This is a genomic window from Pontibacter pamirensis, from assembly GCF_010015475.1.
Classification (GTDB): Bacteria; Bacteroidota; Bacteroidia; order Cytophagales; family Hymenobacteraceae; genus Pontibacter; species Pontibacter pamirensis.
Window position 1 is genome coordinate 40,421 of sequence record NZ_ML974109.1, and the last position, 15,714, is coordinate 56,134.

Annotated in this window: 14 protein-coding genes; 6 read left to right on the top strand and 8 right to left on the bottom strand. The window is 43.6% G+C overall.

What is annotated here, in order from left to right:
- Positions 1–2: 2 nt before the first annotated feature.
- The 7 genes from E1919_RS00250 to E1919_RS00280 all read right to left on the bottom strand — a co-directional run bounded on the left by E1919_RS00250 (position 3) and on the right by E1919_RS00280 (position 4,513).
- The gene (locus E1919_RS00250) at positions 3–605 is read right to left on the bottom strand and encodes a hypothetical protein (RefSeq protein ID WP_162051347.1); all 603 of its coding nucleotides are present in this window, start codon (positions 603–605) and stop codon (positions 3–5) included.
- An 89-nt stretch (positions 606–694) separates the two neighbouring features.
- Positions 695–1,171, bottom strand: a complete 477-nt coding sequence (locus E1919_RS00255; RefSeq protein WP_162051348.1) for a hypothetical protein — start codon at positions 1,169–1,171, stop codon at positions 695–697.
- 97 nt (positions 1,172–1,268) lie between these two features.
- Positions 1,269–2,093 carry an abortive infection family protein gene (locus E1919_RS00260; RefSeq protein ID WP_162051349.1) on the bottom strand — a complete coding sequence of 275 codons (825 nt, stop codon included), beginning with the start codon at positions 2,091–2,093 and terminating at the stop codon, positions 1,269–1,271.
- Between the two features lie 92 nt (positions 2,094–2,185).
- The gene (locus tag E1919_RS00265) at positions 2,186–2,824 is read right to left on the bottom strand and encodes a hypothetical protein (protein ID WP_162051350.1); all 639 of its coding nucleotides are present in this window, start codon (positions 2,822–2,824) and stop codon (positions 2,186–2,188) included.
- A 75-nt stretch (positions 2,825–2,899) separates the two neighbouring features.
- Positions 2,900–3,196 (bottom strand): barstar family protein, encoded by a 297-nt coding sequence (locus E1919_RS00270; RefSeq protein ID WP_162051351.1) that lies wholly within the window; start codon positions 3,194–3,196, stop codon positions 2,900–2,902.
- Positions 3,197–3,280: 84 nt separating this feature from the next.
- Positions 3,281–3,766, bottom strand: coding sequence for a hypothetical protein (locus tag E1919_RS00275; protein WP_162051352.1), 486 nt, complete (start codon positions 3,764–3,766; stop codon positions 3,281–3,283).
- Positions 3,767–3,853: 87 nt separating this feature from the next.
- Complete coding sequence (locus tag E1919_RS00280) at positions 3,854–4,513, bottom strand: hypothetical protein (protein WP_162051353.1); 660 nt, start codon at positions 4,511–4,513, stop codon at positions 3,854–3,856.
- 2,431 nt (positions 4,514–6,944) lie between these two features.
- On the opposite strand from E1919_RS00280, the gene E1919_RS00285 reads away from it, so the two are divergent.
- The 4 genes from E1919_RS00285 (at position 6,945) to nhaA (ending at position 11,684) form a co-directional block, all read left to right on the top strand.
- Entirely contained in the window at positions 6,945–8,687 is a 1,743-nt protein-coding gene (locus E1919_RS00285; RefSeq protein ID WP_162051354.1) for a sodium:solute symporter family protein, read from the top strand.
- On the top strand, positions 8,627–9,079 hold the full coding sequence (locus tag E1919_RS00290; protein WP_162051355.1) for a GNAT family N-acetyltransferase: 453 nt from the start codon (positions 8,627–8,629) through the stop codon (positions 9,077–9,079). The genes E1919_RS00285 and E1919_RS00290 overlap by 61 nt, the downstream gene beginning before the upstream one ends.
- Positions 9,080–9,081: 2 nt before the next feature.
- A complete protein-coding gene (locus E1919_RS00295) occupies positions 9,082–10,173 on the top strand; it encodes an alanine racemase (RefSeq protein WP_162051356.1) in 1,092 nt (363 codons plus the stop codon).
- A gap of 161 nt (positions 10,174–10,334) precedes the next feature.
- The gene (nhaA, locus tag E1919_RS00300) at positions 10,335–11,684 is read left to right on the top strand and encodes a Na+/H+ antiporter NhaA (RefSeq protein ID WP_162051357.1); all 1,350 of its coding nucleotides are present in this window, start codon (positions 10,335–10,337) and stop codon (positions 11,682–11,684) included.
- A gap of 96 nt (positions 11,685–11,780) precedes the next feature.
- Here the strand turns inward: nhaA and E1919_RS00305 are convergent, their stop codons facing one another.
- Complete coding sequence (locus E1919_RS00305) at positions 11,781–12,707, bottom strand: universal stress protein (protein ID WP_162051358.1); 927 nt, start codon at positions 12,705–12,707, stop codon at positions 11,781–11,783.
- 140 nt (positions 12,708–12,847) lie between these two features.
- Here E1919_RS00305 and mbhE point away from each other — a divergent pair, with 140 nt between their 5' ends.
- Entirely contained in the window at positions 12,848–15,169 is a 2,322-nt protein-coding gene (mbhE, locus tag E1919_RS00310; protein WP_162051359.1) for a hydrogen gas-evolving membrane-bound hydrogenase subunit E, read from the top strand.
- On the top strand, positions 15,166–15,711 hold the full coding sequence (locus E1919_RS00315; RefSeq protein ID WP_162051360.1) for an MnhB domain-containing protein: 546 nt from the start codon (positions 15,166–15,168) through the stop codon (positions 15,709–15,711). Before mbhE ends, E1919_RS00315 begins: the two co-directional genes overlap by 4 nt.
- Positions 15,712–15,714: the final 3 nt, after the last annotated feature.

A 15,714-nucleotide genomic window follows, 5' to 3' on the forward strand; every position in this document is an offset into this window, starting at 1 on the left:
GTTTAAACCATGTTAGCCAATGCTTTTCTACTAAATGGCTTGAATGCCAACACAAAAGCCAAAACAGTTGCTACAACCCCAATTTGAGCTACGAAATACCCAAAGTCGGAGTGGTTGAAGCTAAATATGCTCAACAGGAACAATATTATAATAGCTTTCTCAATTCTATTCAAATCTTTCCATTGGAATATTCCACAAGTTATGGCAGCAATCCAAAAGCCCCAAGCTATCAATCCAGCTGAAGCAATCGGCCGATTTAATTCATTGCCATAGTTGATTAAAGTAAACAATAACCCTCCTACTAAAGCTGAAATCAAAATTATGATAATTAGAGTATTGTGATGGGTTCTTTTCTCTATGATATATCCTGCTGGTAAAATTATTAAAGCTATTCTTAACCAACCAAATAAGCCATTACTGTCAAGCGGATAAGTCAAAAATCTATACCAATGCAGAGGTTGAGATAAACTACTCGGGAATAGAATTAGATATTCACTTATTTCCTTTTCAAAGAGCATTCCTATTGTCCTGATTAGAATTGTGCTTACCAGAAGCATAATCAAGAATTTTATTGTAAAAGTTGGTTTCTCTTTTATTAAATTCATCTTTTAAGTTTTGGCTAACGGTACTCGTACATGCGAAGCCTGAAGCGTAGCAAGGGTTAAGTATGTACTTGGTTGGCGTTTCGTGCTTTTTATTTTGCCCTTTTTGCCTGTCTTTCCTCGAACTCCATAATAAGTACATCAAGCTGAATAGCTTGGTCCTTATTTATTCTTCCAGTTTGTTCCGCCACTACAATAGCATCCTTGATGTTGTCATACTCATGGATGCTCTTAATTCTGTTTCTTTTCAAAACGGTTTTGATAGTGTCTGTTCGCTGGAAGTTGATTCCCTCCTTTGAGAGTTCAATCCAAAAAACATCAATTTCTTCCCCACTTGATTCATTCCAAAACGTTAGAAAATCGTTTTCAAGATATTTAAGGCTTACCACATATCTATACTGGGGCTCAGGATTCAAAGCCATGTGCTTTACCTGCTGCCCCCATTTAAGAAAGTGAATCTTGTTTTCTTCAGGAATTGCTTGGGAGTTCCTCACAATTTTATCTGCTATGTCAACTGTTTTGGCAAGCTGTTCAGCTCTCTCTTGATAGGTATATTTCTTTTTAATCATTCCTTTTATTTCGCATGCATGCCAACGTGCTTGTGTAGACAAGGTGCGAGGCCATCGGCCGTAGCATGAAGTATACACGTGGTTGAGCTAAGCGTTTCTATACATCAAACTCCTTCCATTCCAGTTTTATCTCTTGCTGTTGAACAACTAAATGTTCCTCGATGGAGTCTATAAATTTTATGGAGCTTGAGATATTGTTAAATATTAAAACACTCTCATGATAATTTAAAATTGGATTGTCATGAGCAAAGCTTCTGTTATTGCGGACGTCATTGAAAGCATCCATAATCTGTATTGAAAATTTAAGGATTTTTTCAGCCATCGCAGAATGAATCAAACCCGTACCAACAACATGCTTCACATATTTACCAAAAATGCTGTTAAGAGCTTCAGTCAATGCGTATTCAATATTGTGTTTTCTGCAAAGCTCTCTAACATATTTCACAACAAAAGTATGAAGTCTATCAAGTGCCGTTTCAGGCTCATTTCTTTCGATACTTTCTCTTATTAGCTTCTCAAGGAGTTTAAAGTCCTTATCTTCATTATTAGCTTGAATTGCATCAATATTCTCTATCGGAAATTCTTGTTTTAAGCGTTGTGCTATTCGTAGGCATTCTTCATATAGTTCTTGTTCTTGAGCAGTAGTTTCAGCTTCATTGATAATTTTTTTGTCCTTCCAATATGCTATCAATTCTGCTGTTAACTTACCCGCGATATAGTTAGTTTCTACTCCCCAAAACCTCCGAAGCCTATTCGCTTTCGAACCGCTACTATAACTATACTTCTCAGATAGAATATCCAGCTCTGATTTATCTAAAACAAAATCTTGAAACGTCCTATCGGAAAAATCAAGGACATAGCCATTTCCCATTCCAAACAGTTTTTCAAGTTTATGTTTCTCTATTGTACTTAAATCAGACATTTCTTTATTATTTAAGTTAAGCTCAACGTTACTCGTGCATAATGTGGGTGAGGCATAGCCGAAGCCTATATTATGAACTTTTTTGCCAGAAGTTATTTTCTCTTTAGTTCTGTTTCAAAGATATTCTTTATAACCACATAGTCTTTCAGCTCCTGCACATCATCATAGAAAGAAGAATATGTGTCTGGATTATTGAAAGTATACACTCTGTACTTATCACCTATTTTAAATTCAACTGTGTAGCTTTGCCCGTCAGTTGTTTGAATCTTCTGCTCTGCTCTTCCCCTTATAGTATCTACATACTTTTTCATCTTTGGCTCAAGCTCTTTTTGGCTCGGAAGACTCGCCAAGTTATTTTGAAGGAGCATTTTGACTAATTCTGCGAATCCATATTGAGCAACTAAATCGAACTTTTTAATCTTGACCTTAGGGTAATTAGTTTCACTGTATTGAGTTCCTTTCCATGAATCACCTTTCAGTTCTAACACCTTCAAGTCTTTGGTGCTGCTTAATTCTTCATGCTTGTAGAATCGAATTTCAATTTTGTTATCTGATTTGTCTATAGGCTTTAGTTCGATTCGCTTCTCAAATTCCTTGTTTGGTGAAAGATTAACAGAGTCAGATGGAATACCATCAGTTACAATGGTTGTTACGCCTCGAATTTCTACCTGTGAAAAGCTATTCTCACAGTGCAGAAACATGACAATAAGTAACAGCAACAGCTTTTTCATGATTACAATTACTGGCAACGGACTTGGCCATAAGGCGGCGTAGCTGGCTTATGGGTGTGGTTATACTGATTAATTTTAAAACCCAAGAGAGACTAATAGAGAAGGATTTTCACCAGCTTCTATTTTTCTAAAATTAACAAAGGCACTACACTCAAGAAATGCATCAAGAATTTCAGGTGCCGTTTCTCTCATTGACTTACCTTTTTCAATATGAATTACAGCTTGTTCGTCTTCCGTTAAATCATCCACACAATCAATCCAAGCATTCATGTTTTCACCGTAATAATCAGGAAAGCCTAAAATGTTTTTAAACTCAATATGAAAAGATTTCCAATTCGTTAATTTCTCGGCTTTAAGTGTAAATGTTTTCATAACTTTTATTGAGTAAAGCGGTACTCGTGCATAGTGTGGGTAAGGCGCAGCCGTAGCCTATACTATGAACTTTGTTGGCACTTGTTATTTTTTCAGGTAGTTATCATTATAACCTACTTGGAAACGTTCTGGCAAATACTGATTCAACCCCTTGATGAAGGAATATAAAAAATCTACCTTCACTCTTTCAATATGAAAGCCCTTCATTATTCCATCATGCTGAACAGTTATGTCATACTGGTAGCCATGGTCACTTAATTCTCCTTCAGGTAATGGGGCAGAAAAAACATAAGCAGGCTCTTCTAATTTTCTTAAATCAACTGCTTCGATTGGGGCAAATATCTTTTGGCTCTGTTCTTTGGTTAAAACTGAGTTGAAGTAAATATTTTCAAGATATCCACTCTTCCTGATTTTTATAGAGTCTGTCGTAATGATGTAGCTATTATCTGCACCCATTGACCACTCCTTAATTGTGATTCTGTAATCTTTTTTCTCAACAGTTTGAGAGAAGCAAAGGCTATAAAAAGCACCTAATAAAAGTATAATCAGATAACCCTTCTTCATTCTCATTGATTAAAATATGTGCCAACGGTGTGGTGCAGCCGAAGCCCGAAGCGTAGCGAGGGTTAAGGCTGAACTTGGTTGTACGCTGTTTTTTTATGTGTTCTGAATGAAATAGCACGCAACTTTTGATGTTGGTTCAAAGAACACCTTTAAGGCACCGTCACACCAAAAGTTCATTTCCTCAAAAATCTTTTCGTAGTAGTCGTCTTCGCTTCTGAAGTTTCTGCTCTTGGCTTTTACATGTCCGTTACTCATTAGCTGGCAGACAAATTTCATTTTCTTTTTAGTCTTCGGGCAGATAGGGTAATCTTCAGCTTGAATCCAATGAGGTCTCCCTGCAAGACCGATTATTTCAAATTCATTGTCATCATCCACCCCTTTGAAAGGCTTCAAGGAGCAACTCAGAGAGTTGTAAGTTACTCTGGAGTCCTTATCCAGTTCATCGTAAGCCGTTGTGATTTCGGAGGTGTTAAGCGGATATAACAACTTGGGCTCGTTCGCATTTTCATAGTCCAAGAAAACGTAATCGAAGTCCAAGAAGATAGGACAAATCAAGTTGAGCTTAAATGGGAGCCAATCGAAGAACTTGTCTTTGTTTTCAATATAGCCCAAATACTGAAAGCCTCCCTTAAATTCATTTTCTGGTATTTTAAAATCGCGTGGTATTTCCCCTCCTAATTGGTGTAGCCCAGCACTGTCTTCTACAAACTCAAACTGTGATTGTATGTTCATTATCCTTTTTAACAGATTCATTTTTATTCTATAAATAGCGTACAACTACTGGATATGCGTGAACATACGCTTATCTGCACTATGTACGAAAGTGGTCTTATCTGCTCTATCTTCATTTTTGAAGCTTGTAGGGCTATTTTTAGTGTCTTCCCTCATAATATATTGCCTATTCAATATAATAACTTTTAGTGAAATACCAGCTTCTTTCATTTTATATTAGGCTCGTCTGGCACAAAATAATAGGAAGAACTGAAACCGTGTTGGAAAATCCAACAATCTCCCCTTGCTCACGGCTCTGACTCTTCATGATGTGGTCTAAATCTCCTGAGAATAGTAGCTATGACGATACACTCATAGCATATTCAGTGCAAATGCATTATCCGTGTATAAACGGGTATACTCGAGTAATAACACGGGTAAGTATGAATACTGATTCCGAAAGAGCTTTTTTAGCAATTGCATATCTTGCTCAATTCAGCAACTGAGCTTATCAGATGCTCAGAAGATGAAGTGTTTAGTCCAATCGGAAAGAATGGACAGCCTAAATTAAATGCTTAAAGGGATGGGTTTCGCAGTAGTTTACTGACTCAACCACACTCTCTACCGCCAACTCTGATTATTAGCGAAAGCAGGTATCACGATTTTTTTCAAACCAGTATATCATTTTTCATTTGTGTCCCTCCTACATGCAGGAAAGGTGGAGCATATATACAAGTAGCATGTGCTACAGAAGGGAAATGGAATCAAGGTCATATGAAGCTTAACTCTTGAAGATAGAACCAAAACCCTATCATCAACTCACATCTCCAAGTAAGATTCACGAAAAATAACCCCGCCATCTAACACTATAACATGAGTTAATATGTTCCCTAACTAACCTTATTCTATGTAAACGCTCCCTTTAACGGACTCTAAATCACCTTTTTCGAGCAATGGAACGGTAAATTGTATATCGTCATTCACGTATAGAGTTAGAATGTAGAATTAAAGCCACTAAAGTGCATCTAAAACACCCTCCGAGGGGGATATCCCACTACTACCCCTACCCATTAAACATTGTACAAACACCGAGGACTGCATAAACACAATTTCTAAAAAGAATCCGTTTTGAAAATCAGGATTATAAAAAATTATAAACCCCTAAAAGGTTTGATGAAAACGGGTGCGGCACCAAAATTTTTTCCAAAAATTTTTCAAAATCCTGAAGGCCATTTTCTGTCGCAACGATGTTATGACATGGTACATGGTTAAGGAACAGGAGACCCAATAGCTGTTTGGAAGGGCTGCTTAGAGAGAGTGGCGACTTGATGATTCCTGCCTCGCCATTAGTACCTGTTATTTGACGTTTTTAGCCATGTTCTACAGCAGCAAGCAACTTAGAGCTGGAAAGACCCTATATAGCCCTTCGGCTCTTATACAGTCGCTTAAATCATATTTTTTCAGTCAGGGTGAAGTAGCCTTTCCTTGAGCAGTACATCAGATATCTCCTACCTCTTCTATTCTCGTTCAGCAGCAACTCCTATTCTATAGTCGGGTATAGATAGTTCCATTTTTTGCAATGAACATATGTTCAAATGTTATCAAGACCTTGATAAAACTATTGTACAGCTATTTCACAGAGGTGGTTCCTATGAGGATTTGCAGGAGCAGTCACTATTTTAAATCCGTTTCTGTTCTGGATAGCACCCACCGCTAAGGGGGACGTGAAGAAAGTATTCACGAGGCTCAGAAAGGATTTCACAGGGCTAAAGCCACAAATTCTTACTACGAGAGAAAGATGGCTGAGCCTTAAAAACTGAATTATTCATGCTCAAATTTTCAAAAGGTGGGCAACTTTAGTTAAGTCAAGAGAATAAAAAAGAGGGTGTGGAAAACTTTTTTTAAAAAAAATCAAAATTCCCCCCCCTTTAAACTCCAAAACGCCCCTTACTAAAAAAAGTTGTGCATTTTGGTTGTGCATCCTTAATATTAGAACCATAAGTAACTGTCACTCAACATGATGCTGCGGGCGCAGGCGGTTTAAGGTGGTATCCCATCACCTTGAAAATAAAGATAAGTATAAAATATAAGTTTAAATCAGCTTCAGCTGATTTTGTCTAGCCTGTAGTAGGCTTGAGGTACTGTTATGAACGTAATTTGACCAGAAAATTAACCTTGACTTGAAAAAAGAAGTTACTGCCCCTCCCCTCACTGTTTCACCTTCTGTATCATTTAAGATTGGCCTTACTTAATAGGACTGAGCTAATATAACTCGTTTAAGCCTTTATCCAAAGAATGTTGCCAGGTTGGTATCCGGACTTATGTATTTGTACTATGCCACACACACCAAACGCACAGTATAGCTTGTAAAAGGCAGCAAAAGCATCAAAAACAATGACGTTAGGGCATTTCTGGGTATCTTCAGGCATACCAATACTATCCATTTTTTGTCTGAATTATATTTTACCAATAGATGCACTACATCGACTTAACCATTTTCGTGCTTTACATGCTGGCGATGCTGGGCGTGGGATTTTACTTCCTGAAAAAGAACGAAGGGGCTGACGATTACTATGTAGGAGGCCGCAACATGAGCAGCGGGCACATTGGATTGTCTGTAGTGGCGACGGATGTGGGCGGTGGGTTTTCCATCGGCTTGGGTGGTCTCGGCTTTGCTATGGGGCTTTCCGGCTCCTGGATGCTTTTCACCGGCCTATTGGGAGCTTGGCTGGCAGCAGTTTTCCTGATTCCGAAGGTGAAGAATAACCCTGCCTTTGCGAAGTTTCTGACCTTCCCGCAAATTTTTGGGTACTACTTTAACGCCCGTGTGGCGTTACTGGCTGGTATTATCTCCGCTATAGGCTATACCGGTTTCACCAGTTCACAGATTCTGGCGGGTGCCAAACTGGCCAGCGGCACCTTCATCAACCTCGACATGAACACCGCCCTGCTGATTATGGGCATCATTGCGGTGGTGTATACGGTGATGGGTGGCATGAAAGCAGTTATTTACACCGATACCGTTCAATGGGCCATCCTTATGAGCGGGCTGGTTTTTATCGGCATACCCGTATCCTTTTTAGCCGTGGGTGGCGGCGTGGAGCAAATCAGCTTTTCACAGCTTTTAAACCTGGAGTGGCTTTCGGTGCAAAGCAGCAGAAGCATGGCTGCCATACGAACGACCTTGCCTCCCGAATTCCTCAGCCTCACAAATGTCACATGGCAGCAGCTGGTGAACTGGGCCATCACCATTATTCCGATTTGGTTTGTAGGCATGACGCTGTACCAGCGCATTTACGCCTGCCGCGATGCGAAAACCGCCAGAAGAGCCTGGTACCTGGCGGGCCTGTTCGAGTGGCCCATTATGGCATTCATGGGTGTGAGCCTGGGTATACTGGCCCGTGTAGCCGCTGAGCAGGGCATGTTCGATGCCCTTGGCGCCGGTGCAGTGGTAGACCCTGAAACAGGTTTGCCGATGCTCCTACGCACAGTGCTGCCGGTGGGGTTGATGGGGCTGATGCTTTCCGCTTACTTCTCCGCCATCCTTTCTACCGCAGACAGCTGCCTAATGGCCTCATCCGGTAATATTGTATCAGATGTTATCAGCCACTTCTGGAAAATTGACCCGGATGCTCCTTCCACGCTGCGTCTTTCACAAATAGTAACCCTGGGGGTAGGAGCCTTTGCCCTCTGGCTGGCCACCACCATGACCAACGTGCTCGACCTGATGCTGTACTCTTACGCCTTTATGGTATCGGGGCTATTTGTGCCTGTTTTGGGTGCTTTTTTCTGGAAACGCCGCAGCAGTGTGGCTGCTTTCTGGGCAATGCTTATGGGCGGGGTGGTAACGGTCGTGCTGCAGGTAAGCATGCTTTCTGCTCCCGCCCCCGACGTTGATTTGATGGGACTTGCCCAATCGTTATACCCTTATTTTCCGGCTGAAGTAAGCAGCACCTGGGTGGGCCTGAGCGGGTTTGAGTTGCAGGAGCTGTTGGAACGTACACTTTCAGCGCACAGCATCGTACATATACCATGGCTGAACCTGACGTTCCAGTTGCCGCTAAACCTGGACCCAAACCTGTTTGGCTTAACAGCTTCTCTCATACTTTATATCACCCTGACCTTTTTATATCCCGATAAACACATAAAAACAACATGGCAGAAAACACTAGTGTCCGCTACGAAATTTACACCCCAACCAACCCACAAGGAATAGACAAAGATGAGATAATAGACTTCCTGTTCCATCAGCTTGATGAGTATGGAGATGAGCGGAACGATATTGGCAAATGCATAGACTATGCGCTTTCTGAAGCAGAAGGAAAAGGCGGTTCTGTAATGGTAGCGCGGGAAGGTGATGCCGTAGTGGGTGCTTTGATACTAAACAACACCGGTATGAGCGGGTTTATACCTGAAAATATACTCGTTTACATAGCCGTGCACAGCAGCCAGCGCGGCAAGGGCGTTGGGAAAAGGTTGGTACAAATGGCGGCTGATAACACCACCGGGAGCATAGCTCTGCACGTGGAGCCACAGAACCCGGCCCGTCACCTGTATGAGAAAATGGGCTTTACAAATAAATATTTAGAGTATAGATTACTGAGATAAACATGGCTGTCCTAAAGCTGTACCGCGAAAAATTAAAACATAATTACAATCACCTCGACAAGGTTTTTAAGGAACACAGTATTGATTGGGGTGTTGTTACAAAGCTGCTTTGCGGGGAAGAGATTTTCCTGAAAGAGGTGCTTGCACTTGGGGTGCGTGAAATCCATGACTCACGCGTAACCAATTTAAAAGCCATCAAAAATGTGGCACCCGATGTGCAGACGGTATACATTAAACCATCTCCTAAAAAAAGTATTCCTGATATTGTACAGTATGCTGATGTAAGTTTTGAGACGGAGCTGGATACTATCCGGATGCTGTCGGAGGAAGCCCTGCAGCAAAGAAAGATTCATAAAATCATTATCATGATTGAGATGGGTGACCTGCGGGAGGGCGTAATGGGCGATGAACTGGTGAACTTTTATGCAAAGGTATTTGAACTACCCGGCATATCCGTGATAGGATTAGGTGCCAATTTTAATTGCCTGCATGGGGTAATGCCTACGAGAGACAAACTCATTCAGCTCAGCCTTTACAAGCAGATTATTGATGCAAAGTTCAATAAGGAAATACCCTGGGTATCCGGTGGCACATCCGTCACCATCCCGCTCCTTTTCAACCACCAGTTGCCCAAAGGCATTAACCATTTCCGGATTGGCGAAGCACTGTTCTTCGGTCTGAACCTGTTTACCGGCGAGATATTCGAGGGTATGTACGATGACGTGTTTGAACTGGAAGCGGAGATAATCGAACTGACAGAAAAACCAAAGGTGCCAAGTGGTATGCTGGCTGAAAATCCCAGCGGCGACAGCTTTGAAGTAGATGAAAGTTTGTATGGAAAGTCTTCTCACAGAGCCATTCTGGATGTCGGCTTGCTGGACATAAACCCCAAGTTCCTGCTCCCGAAGTACGAAAAAGCAGCAAAGGAGGATGAGCTAAACGTTATAGGCGCCAGTTCAGATATGCTGGTGGTAGAACTGGGGGAAAATAGAAACAGCTATAAGCTTGGAGATACACTTCGCTTTAACCTGCGCTACATGGGTGCTCTCAGTCTGCTGAATTCCCGCTATATCAGCAAGGAAGTCATCAGCTAAATGCTTTTAGACTGTATATTAAACATGTCATCACACATGAACAGCCCCGGGAAATTCTAGGGCTGTTTTTTTTAGTCTGTCACTATTGCCGATAACCTTTAGACCGCTGACACGTCTTTTGCTTTAACAAGTATTTTTATTCAGACTATCATAAAACAAGTATGTCAGCAAAAACTCCCATCATTCGTCGTATCATTTATCCATTGCAGCGATTTATTCAGGCAGAGGCATTCAGTGGTATACTTTTGATGTTTGTGACGCTTGTAGCACTTGCCTGGGCAAACTCTCCCTGGGCAGCATCTTATGTTGATACATGGAACACGCCATTAACCCTTGCATTCGGTGACTTTGGCTTAACAAAAGCGGCTATACTATGGATTAACGATGGCTTGATGGCCATATTCTTTTTTGTGGTGGGCTTAGAGATAAAACGAGAAATGCTGATGGGCGAACTCGCCTCCCTGAAGAATGCAGCCTTTCCGGTAGTGGCTGCTTTGGGTGGCATGGTTGTGCCTGCTTTAGTTTACGTTTTCCTGAACCTCAATTCAGAGGGAATATCCGGTTGGGGCATTCCGATGGCGACTGACATCGCTTTTGCCCTTGGCATCCTGACGTTATTAGGAAACAGGGTGCCTATCTCGCTCAAGCTGTTTCTGGTGGCATTCGCCATTGTGGATGATATTGGCGCTGTTTTGGTAATTGCGCTTTTTTACACAGCCGAAGTAGATTTTGTTTTCCTGTTTGGAGCATTTTTAGTTTTTGGCTTCCTGCTTGTACTAAGTGCACTACGTGTTCGGATGGTCTGGCTTTATATCCTTCTGGGAATGGTGATGTGGGTGCTGTTTTTAAAGTCCGGGGTGCATGCTACCATTGCCGGTATTCTTTTGGCCATCACTATTCCTGCCCGTTCTAAAATCACGGAAACTGAGTTTGTCGGGTCTACAAACAGCATAATAGAAGAAATGCAAAGTGTATATGCGCCGCAGCCAAACCCTGAAGAAGAAGTTAAGGAAATGGAAGAAGAACAGTATCAGGCAGCAGTATACACCATCGAAGACAACTGCGAAGAAGCCTTATCGCCACTGCACCGGCTGGAGCACACCCTGCACCCCTGGGTAGCCTATGCCATCATGCCCATCTTTGCTCTGGCCAATGCGGGCATTTTTATAGATGCCAGTTTGACTGCTGGCTTTTCCAACCCCATTTCCTGGGGTATAATATTAGGTTTGATTTTAGGTAAGCCCGTGGGCATCATTGTATTCACCGGACTGGCTTCTGTTACCGGGCTTGTAACCAAACCGGAAACGTTCAACTGGTCACAGGTAGTTGGTGCCGGGCTATTAGGTGGTATCGGTTTTACCATGTCTATTTTTATTGCCAACTTAGCTTTTGTCGGCTCCCCTTACCTGGCGCAGGCTAAGTTCGCGATTCTTTGCGCCTCCTTTGCGGCAGGTATTGCAGCTTACCTCCTGCTTCGGATCGCCTCCCGCAAAACAATAGAAAGAGTGTAAAGAATACTTTTTAATAAAAAAAACCACAGCGTCCTTGCCGGTTGGATTAAATGGCAAGGACGCTGTGGCGTCAGCTATTACGCAAGGCAGCTAATATTATTTGTTAATCAAAGCATCTAAGAAGCCTATTTCTTCATCTTTGTTTTTAAATACAAGTAAAGGAATGTCCATGTCGTAGCGCAGTACTTTTTCAGTTACACTGCCGATAACAAACAAGGCCGCCGCCGACATCCCTTTCGCCCCGATGACGAGTATGTCAGCATGGGCTCGTTTCGCTTCCAATGCCACAAGTTCACCGATATCATCCTGCTCCTCCTGCCGTACCAGTACAAGTTTTGCTCTGTTTTGCAGGTCTGGGAAACGCTCCATTAACTTGCTAAATTTTTCCTGTGCGAAACCCTGCATCCGCTTATCGAATTCTTCATAGCTTATACCGAGGGTAATATACCCTGACGGAACGTCATACACATGCAGGCACACCACCTGTACCTCTGGCTTCGATAAAGCAGAATGGAGTACCCTATCGAGCGCCATCTCGCTGTATTTTGAGAAATCGATGCTGACTACAATACGGTTTAATTTCGGCTGATCATACGTTTCCGGCACATAAAGCACGCTCAGCCTACCTGACCGGAGTAATTTCTGGGCCAGCACACCACTCCCGCGCAAGCGCAGTTTACGGCCTACCAGCATCAGATCAATATCTTTTATTTTTGACCAATGCAGCATTTCTTTTACTGGTGTTCCCTCTTCAACCAGGATTTCTGTTTTCACCTGCGGCATCTGCTCGAAAACGGGTCCTACTTTAGATGCAATCATGTTTCGGAGTCCTTCCTCGGGAGATACATTTTTCCGCTGCAGGTTTTGCCGCAGCTCTTCGGGTATTTCTAGGCTCTTTTCTACATGTATGAAACACACCTTCTCTAGCTGTAACTCTGCACATAAAAAGGCGGTGTAGTTAATTAGTGTCTCATCCATGGGTGTCAGATCAAGACCTACAAGCAATCGTTTTAATGTGTTCATGACGTGTGGGCGTTTTTTTTCTTTATATATTCAAATTTGCGCTACGCTAACTCTTACAGTCTGCAACTTAATAAGCGTAGGCGGGTAAGTATGTTATCATACGGTTTTATGCTAAAAGATATACATTAAGTAAAACTTACATGTTCTACACCCTTCTCGCCGGTCTTTTGGTTGCCTTTGCTGCGCCACTTCTGTTTCGCTGGCTGGGCAGGTATGTTGTCTTACCGCTGGCGTTGCTGCCTTTGTGCATCTTTATTTATTTCTGTGCTCAGGTGTCGCAGGTGCTGGGGGGCACCCGTATAATTGCGTCCACCTCTTGGGTGCCTGAACTGGGGATAAACTTAGATTTTTACCTGGATGGACTGAGCCTGCTTTTTGCACTGCTGATTTCCTTTTTCGGCTTTCTGATCATGATTTATGCCTATGGCTACTTGGAGAAGCATCCGCTGCTAGGGCGCTTTTATATGTACCTCACGCTGTTCATGACCGCCATGCTGGGAGTGGTAACGGCAGACAATATATTTTGCCTTTTCCTGTTCTGGGAACTTACCAGCATCAGTTCTTACCTGCTGATAGGTTTTAACAACGACCAGATAGAGTCCCGCACCTCTGCCTGGCAGGCGCTGCTGGTAACAGGTGGCGGTGGACTGGCACTAATGGGAGGACTAATCCTTTTAAGCCTCGCAAGTGGCCACTTTACTTTCAGCGGCATGGTGCTCAGTAGCAACATCAGCCTGGCAACACATCCTTTGTACCTGCCTGCGCTGCTGCTTATTCTGCTGGGGTGTTTCACAAAGTCGGCTCAGTTTCCGTTTCATTTCTGGCTGCCGAATGCCATGGCAGCTCCCACGCCTGTCAGTGCTTACCTGCATTCTGCTACCATGGTGAAAGCAGGTATTTTTTTACTGGCCCGGCTCTCCCCGGTATTAGGAGGCACAGAAACCTGGATGACCATTCTGCTTGTGGTTGGTGGAACTACTGCAGTTGTAGGGGCACTACTGGCCCTGCAGCAAACAGACTTAAAAGCCATTCTGGCCTATACTACCATCAGTGCCCTTGGCCTACTCGTGATGATGCTGGGCATCGGATCCGTGCTTGCGATCGAAGCCATGTTGGTGTTTTTGCTGGCGCATGCCCTGTATAAAGGTACCTTATTTCTGGTGGCCGGGGTAGTAGACCACAGCACCGGCACCCGCCAGGTAAATGATTTGAAGGGCCTGGGCAGGAGCATGATGTATACAGGTATAGCCGCCACCTTGGCCGCTTTATCCATGGCCGGTGTTATTTCCTTCTTTGGCTTTATTGGTAAGGAACTGCTGTACGAGGCGTCTTTGGAGAGTGAAGTGTTCAACTGGCTTACCTTGGGGGTAAACATGCTGGCAGGGCTTACTTTCGTCGCTGTTGCTATTCTAATGAGCTACCGGTTGTTCTGGTCTAAAACAAGTAAGCCTACAGCCTTGCAGCATCAAACTTCCCCGTATCTGTACCTGCCACCGCTGGTGCTGGGCTTGTTAGGATTGGTGTTCGGTTTAATGGCCGGTTTGCTTCCTGCACCCGTTTTAGAGAAAGCCGCGCTCAGCATCCTGCCCAGCCAGAAGGTACAGTTTGAATTGGCGATCTGGCACGGCTTTACCCCAGTTTTAGGCCTCAGCATGCTGACGCTTGTGCTGGGATACCTGCTGTACCGGTTCCTGCCGGCACTGCACAGTGCAGCTCCCAGACTAAAGAAAGTATACCGCTACGGGCCTGACAGTATGTACCACACAGGCTTCAAAAGTTTTCAGAAAGGGGCTAAAGTGTTTATCAACACCTTGCAAAACGGCTACCTTCGTAACTATATCATATACATCGTACTTTTCTTCTGTGGGCTGATGCTGTTTGCGCTGTGGAGAGATGCCCCACACGTAAATCTTGGTGCAAGGAGAGAGCTTTTAGATCAAATTGAGCTACACGAACTGGTTTTGTTCGTACTGGTGATAGCCGCCCTATTTTACATACTCAATACCCGCTCCCGCCTCACTTCTATCGTGGTAATGGGATTAGTGGGATATTCCGCAGCCTTGTTTTATATTTTGTACGGAGCTCCTGATGTGGCCGCTACGCAGCTGTTGATAGAAACACTGACCGTGGTGATTTTTGTGCTCCTGTTGCATAAGCTGCCTGCTTTTTGGTACTTGTCGCATCAGTTCCGGAAATATAAATTCATTGCCATCTCCATCTTGTTTGGTTCTGTGATGACCTATACCCTTCTATTAGTACAGGAATTTGCGGTTGAATCTGAACTGAAGGAATTTTACGGAAACGCTAGCTTTCTGGAGGCGCACGGCAGAAATGTTGTGAATGTAATATTGGTTGACTTCCGGGGCCTGGACACGCTGGGTGAGATAACAGTGCTGGCGGTGGCGGCGGTGGGAATTTTTGCGCTGCTGCGACTGAACCCGGAGAAAGGAGGCAAACCTTGAAAACCATCATTTTGTCAACGGCTATTCGCCTGCTCACACCAGTGTTCCTGCTTTTTTCGGTGTATATCCTGTTAAGAGGACATAACCACCCCGGGGGAGGTTTTATAGGCGGGCTCATTGGTTCTATCGCGTTCGTTTTTCATGTGCTCGCACACGGAGCAAATGCCACTGCCAGGGTCTTTTTCAGTCTGACGCTTTACCACCACCCACGCCAGTCCGGGCACAGCCGTACCCGCTATTTTATGCAAATAATGAATGCGAACATAAGGGGCCGCCGCAAGGGCCGTAATATGGAAAACCGATGGAATTACATTTTTGTGCGTGTGAGGCCGGTATACCTTATTGCATTCGGTTTGCTGCTGGCTGTTGCCAGTGGCACCATCGGGCTGCTGGCTGGCCAGCCCTTCATGTCTGCCTTCTGGCTGGATGTACACCTGCCGGTATTAGGCTCTCTTGGTACTCCCCTGCTTTTTGATGCAGGGGTTTACCTGCTGGTAATGGGCATGGTGCTTAAAATGATCTTCACGATGTCAAAAGAATAAACG

What these genes read in the sequence shown, in the direction of transcription:
- E1919_RS00250 (WP_162051347.1), bottom strand. Translation starts at nt 605, where the DNA reads ATGAATTTAATAAAAGAGAAACCAACTTTTACAATAAAATTCTTGATT.
- E1919_RS00255 (WP_162051348.1), bottom strand. Translation starts at nt 1,171, where the DNA reads ATGATTAAAAAGAAATATACCTATCAAGAGAGAGCTGAACAGCTTGCC.
- E1919_RS00260 (WP_162051349.1), bottom strand. Translation starts at nt 2,093, where the DNA reads ATGTCTGATTTAAGTACAATAGAGAAACATAAACTTGAAAAACTGTTT.
- E1919_RS00265 (WP_162051350.1), bottom strand. Translation starts at nt 2,824, where the DNA reads ATGAAAAAGCTGTTGCTGTTACTTATTGTCATGTTTCTGCACTGTGAG.
- E1919_RS00270 (WP_162051351.1), bottom strand. Translation starts at nt 3,196, where the DNA reads ATGAAAACATTTACACTTAAAGCCGAGAAATTAACGAATTGGAAATCT.
- E1919_RS00275 (WP_162051352.1), bottom strand. Translation starts at nt 3,766, where the DNA reads ATGAGAATGAAGAAGGGTTATCTGATTATACTTTTATTAGGTGCTTTT.
- E1919_RS00280 (WP_162051353.1), bottom strand. Translation starts at nt 4,513, where the DNA reads ATGAATCTGTTAAAAAGGATAATGAACATACAATCACAGTTTGAGTTT.
- E1919_RS00285 (WP_162051354.1), top strand. Translation starts at nt 6,945, where the DNA reads ATGCACTACATCGACTTAACCATTTTCGTGCTTTACATGCTGGCGATG.
- E1919_RS00290 (WP_162051355.1), top strand. Translation starts at nt 8,627, where the DNA reads ATGGCAGAAAACACTAGTGTCCGCTACGAAATTTACACCCCAACCAAC.
- E1919_RS00295 (WP_162051356.1), top strand. Translation starts at nt 9,082, where the DNA reads ATGGCTGTCCTAAAGCTGTACCGCGAAAAATTAAAACATAATTACAAT.
- nhaA (WP_162051357.1), top strand. Translation starts at nt 10,335, where the DNA reads ATGTCAGCAAAAACTCCCATCATTCGTCGTATCATTTATCCATTGCAG.
- E1919_RS00305 (WP_162051358.1), bottom strand. Translation starts at nt 12,707, where the DNA reads ATGAACACATTAAAACGATTGCTTGTAGGTCTTGATCTGACACCCATG.
- mbhE (WP_162051359.1), top strand. Translation starts at nt 12,848, where the DNA reads ATGTTCTACACCCTTCTCGCCGGTCTTTTGGTTGCCTTTGCTGCGCCA.